Source organism: Lysinibacillus sp. FJAT-14745, from assembly GCF_001275675.1.
Taxonomy (GTDB): Bacteria; Bacillota; Bacilli; order Bacillales_A; family Planococcaceae; genus Lysinibacillus.
The window spans coordinates 310,246-314,158 of record NZ_LITM01000006.1 but is presented as its reverse complement, the minus strand read 5'-3'; the positions used below and the strand labels follow the sequence as shown (position 1 = coordinate 314,158).

Annotated in this window: 5 protein-coding genes and 3 pseudogenes; 1 reads left to right on the top strand and 7 read right to left on the bottom strand. The window is 32.0% G+C overall.

All coding sequences use genetic code 11. From position 1 onward, the window contains the following. Positions 1 to 62 precede the first annotated feature (62 nt). From AMS59_RS26265 to AMS59_RS11505, 5 genes and pseudogenes are all read right to left on the bottom strand, one after another. Positions 63 to 671: pseudogene (locus tag AMS59_RS26265) on the bottom strand (M56 family metallopeptidase). A gap of 60 nt (positions 672 to 731) precedes the next feature. Beyond that, positions 732 to 926, bottom strand: a complete 195-nt coding sequence (locus tag AMS59_RS26260) for a hypothetical protein (RefSeq protein ID WP_234007745.1) — start codon at positions 924 to 926, stop codon at positions 732 to 734. Position 927: 1 nt separating this feature from the next. Beyond that, positions 928 to 1,296 (bottom strand): BlaI/MecI/CopY family transcriptional regulator, encoded by a 369-nt coding sequence (locus tag AMS59_RS11515; RefSeq protein ID WP_053483890.1) that lies wholly within the window; start codon positions 1,294 to 1,296, stop codon positions 928 to 930. 232 nt (positions 1,297 to 1,528) lie between these two features. Next, positions 1,529 to 1,999: a GNAT family N-acetyltransferase gene (locus tag AMS59_RS11510; RefSeq protein WP_053483889.1), complete on the bottom strand. Its 471-nt coding sequence runs from the start codon at positions 1,997 to 1,999 to the stop codon at positions 1,529 to 1,531. A 154-nt stretch (positions 2,000 to 2,153) separates the two neighbouring features. Then, complete coding sequence (locus tag AMS59_RS11505) at positions 2,154 to 2,534, bottom strand: hypothetical protein (protein ID WP_053483888.1); 381 nt, start codon at positions 2,532 to 2,534, stop codon at positions 2,154 to 2,156. A gap of 158 nt (positions 2,535 to 2,692) precedes the next feature. Here AMS59_RS11505 and AMS59_RS11500 point away from each other — a divergent pair. Further along, positions 2,693 to 3,302, top strand: a pseudogene (locus tag AMS59_RS11500) (transglutaminase family protein). A gap of 107 nt (positions 3,303 to 3,409) precedes the next feature. Here the strand turns inward: AMS59_RS11500 and AMS59_RS26255 are convergent. Beyond that, a pseudogene (locus tag AMS59_RS26255) lies at positions 3,410 to 3,619 on the bottom strand (iron-containing alcohol dehydrogenase); the annotation flags it as partial. Next, positions 3,600 to 3,830: a LacI family DNA-binding transcriptional regulator gene (locus AMS59_RS11495; RefSeq protein WP_234007768.1), complete on the bottom strand. Its 231-nt coding sequence runs from the start codon at positions 3,828 to 3,830 to the stop codon at positions 3,600 to 3,602. The gene AMS59_RS11495 and the pseudogene AMS59_RS26255, both read right to left, overlap by 20 nt. Positions 3,831 to 3,913: the final 83 nt, after the last annotated feature.

Here is a 3,913-nt window from a genome sequence, read left to right as displayed (position 1 = left end):
GTTTTCACTTTTTTTCTATACTTTAATGGAAATTTATTGAATTTTTTGTGGTCAACCCCAAGTTATGGTGATGAACCAATTTGTGTACTTCCTAGAAAATTTGTAGAAAAAACACCTTCTCTTCTTTTTAATTTCTCAGCATGTAGTATCGATTGACTATACGTTTTTCTAAGTTGGATGTCAGTATTTTTTACTACTTCATCATCACAAGCGTGTTCACAAAGGTTGTCCAGTTCTTTAGCGAATAGATAGAACAATGGATTGAACCAATGAATACTACTAATCAGCAATACAAAAGCTTTATACCATAAATCCTTTCGTTTTAAATGAACTAACTCATGCTTCAATATCATGTTTAGTTCTTCTTCTCGATAAGCATTATTAGGTAGTCAAATAGTATTTTTAGTAAATCCCACTAACATGGGGGAATGGATAAAGCTACATTCTTTCAATGCGATTTCCTTAGTGATATTCATTTCACTTTTAACTTTTTCAAGCAAATGAAGGGTTTTCGGTTCAGTTATCGTCTGCCCCCATCTTTTCACCATGTACATAAAACGATAATGTCTTACAAGATGAACTGCCAAAAATACAACGATTCCTAAAATCCAAATTATCATCACCATCTGCCAAACAGAAAGTGCTGTCACTGTATCTACAGATGAAGACACAAGCGTTATCTGACTACTGTTAGTTGGAACAGGTTCTTTAGATGGTACTTGCACCGATTCTTATAGATTGACAACTTTGGTCGGTATATTGAATTTAAATGGTAAAATAAACCCTGAAAGGATAGCAAGCCAGCCATAGTAAAGCCATCTAGCACTATATCGTTTTAAAAGGAAAGGCGTTACAGCAATAAATAGTAGTCCAATAAAGGACATAACTACTGATTTAAAGAATAAACCTACCATGATACTGTGCATATTAATCCCTCTTTTCTTCCACCCATTTAATTAATGAAGCTAAATCTTCATTAGAAATAGAATCGGATTTATAGAGTGTACCCACTAAATTCATAAAGGAGTTTTTATGATAGAGCTTCATAAAATGCTCTGTTTCAAAACTTAGATAGGCATCTTTTTCTACTATAGGGTAATAAAATCTCTCCTTACCATTTTTCTCACTGCGAAGAAATCCACGTTCAGTTAATCTTTGCATAAGGGATACTACGGTTTGGATTTTCCAACCTTTCTCATTTCCTATTTCTCTCATTATTATACCTGTAGTAATTGGAGGATTACTTTCCCAAACTATCTTCATAATCTCAAATTCTGCTTCAGGCAATTTTTTCATATTTACTCACCCCTTTCATTTAAGTCAATTGTCTTATTCGTATAATATGTCTTTTTTGAAACAGTGTCAAATTTTGTTATAGATAGAGATATATTATTCAAATACCAAAGGTTACCCTAACAGCCATTGCATTCTCTGTTCCAAGTTGCAGAAATTCTCTATGATGATGAAAGTTATTAGAAAAATTTAGTAGAAAAACTTCCGAAATACAAAGACCAAGGGATAGAATAAATCAATTAATTGAGGAAGGCAGATATTTGGATATCCATTCATATTGAATATCAGCTAAATTTTCTTCATTTTCGTGTCCTCTACCTATGATTTCAAATCCTTGTTTTTCATAAAATCGTTGTGCATTTTCATTTACTTCAAATGTGTATAATGTTAATCTCCCACTTGATTGTGCTTTTACTTTATCTAGTAATGTATGACCTATACCGATTCCTTGATAATCTATATGAATATATAGTTGGCTTATTTCCCTTTCATTATAGGCAATCATTCCAACTACTTTTTCATCAATTAACGCTAAATCTATTTGAAACTGTTCATATAATATATGGTTTAAAAAATAAACGTGACTATCAAAACTGTGAATTTCTTTCTGACCAATAGCCTGTTCCTTACTATCTCGCCACATATCCACTGTTTGTTCAGCGTATTTGGGATTATACTGAGTAATAATCATTTTGTGTTGGTTCACTACAATACCTCCTCAAGTTTTGTTTACTGCTTTATATATTGTTTTCCTGATAAAATTCGATGAATACTACCTTTTGCAGGTATTTTAGCATTTATAAAACTTTTTGCTAGTTACTTTCACTAACCTGCTTCGTAGTTTAAGGATAAAAAAGGCTCTACTCCATACTTGAAGTAAAGCCCCCCGTTAGTTTCTTCGCTAGACATTTTAGTATTGTTCCAATTAACATAAAAAAAGGCCCTATTATTGTGCCATAATGAAAGTTAGGATTAATTCCCAGGGGTGCAAATACCCCTAACATAATCAATACAAATCCAAAACTTGAAGTTATCTCTCCTATTGCGTTTTTATTAAACTTCTCTATACCAATGAGATCACTGATAAAGATTAAAAATACTCCAAGCAAATAACATATCAAGAAAAATTTAAAGGAAAAATCCACAATAAAAATACTCAAAAGAATTATGATTACGCCTAAAGAAACAAATTTAGTTCTTTTAGATAAACTATTTATAAATTTTCTTTCTTCTTTGAACAAATCCCCCCACCTCACTATATATTTTACCATAAAAATCCATATAAATTGTTAAACTATTCTGCTCCGTTAGTTGAAAAAAATATATACTAACCACCTTCTTTATTTGTATATTAATACTTAACTACAAATAAAAATACAACAAAAAGGATTGATGGTTTATGGGGTTTGTATTTGAATCTGAAAATTTAGGAGATTATTTACTTGAATTAGATGTGGTTGATTACTCAAACTCAATTATGAAAGAAAAAATTTAGGAACTATTTAACTCAACTCAAACAGAAATTCAAAAAACAAAAATTGCTTTTGAATTTGTTCGTGATGAAATATTGCATTCCTGGGATATTCAAGGGGAAGAAGTTACTTGTCACGCATCAGATATATTGAAGTATAAACAAGGTATTTGCTATGCAAAATCAAATCTTTTGGCAGCACTATTACGCTCGCAAGGAAATTCCAACAGGTTTTTGTTATCAGCGTTTAATGTTGTTTGATACTCCAGAAAAAGGCTATTCGATTCACGCTTTGAATGCTGTTTATTTAAAGTCCCATAATAAGTGGATACGATTAGATGCTCGCGGAAACAAAACGGGTGCTAATGCTCAATTTTCATTAGATGAAGAAAAATTAGCTTTTTCAATTAACAAGGAACTTAACGAAGAGGATTATTCTATTATTTTTGCAAAACCAAACCATAAAACCATTGCTGTATTAAAAGAGCATACTGATGCATTGGAAATGTATAAACATTATTTACCTGAAAGTATATAGTTATTTCACTAGCAGGGACTTTAGTTAAATTTTCTCAAATATCCATACAATATTTGAGAAAACAGCCTAAATAAAGAGAAACGCCCGCAATCAACGTTTCTCGTTTCTTCGAATGCAGCTCGATAAATAGTATAGATGTCTTCTCGCTTAAGCGGCATCGGACTACGTGCTAAGATTCTTGTTTGCTTTGTCGCATCTTCAGTTAGTTGTTCCAGTGCTTATTCTGGTATATTAAATCCTTTTAATGTTGACGGAATATTAACATCTTGAACAAGTTGCTTTAATGCATCTACACATTTATAGGAAGCCTCTTCTTGTATAGCCCTGAGCGTAAACATAATTAACGATTGCAGTTGTTGTATAGACAAAGAATGGATTATGCAAAGGCCCCGATATCAATGTAATAATGCCTGTTTTTTTCTGGACTAGCAATCTTGCAATATCATTTGGAATATAGTTTAAATCCTCAATTGCTTGCATCACTTTTTCAACAGTCTTCGGCTTTACGAGTTCATTATCATTACAGATATATTGTTACAGGTGTGTTGATTAACCATTTTTATACATCCAAAGAGGCTGATTTCCGCTACGGGCTACTCGCTTTGTTGCTG

What these genes read in the sequence shown, in the direction of transcription:
- AMS59_RS26260 (WP_234007745.1), bottom strand. Translation starts at nt 926, where the DNA reads ATGCACAGTATCATGGTAGGTTTATTCTTTAAATCAGTAGTTATGTCC.
- AMS59_RS11515 (WP_053483890.1), bottom strand. Translation starts at nt 1,296, where the DNA reads ATGAAAAAATTGCCTGAAGCAGAATTTGAGATTATGAAGATAGTTTGG.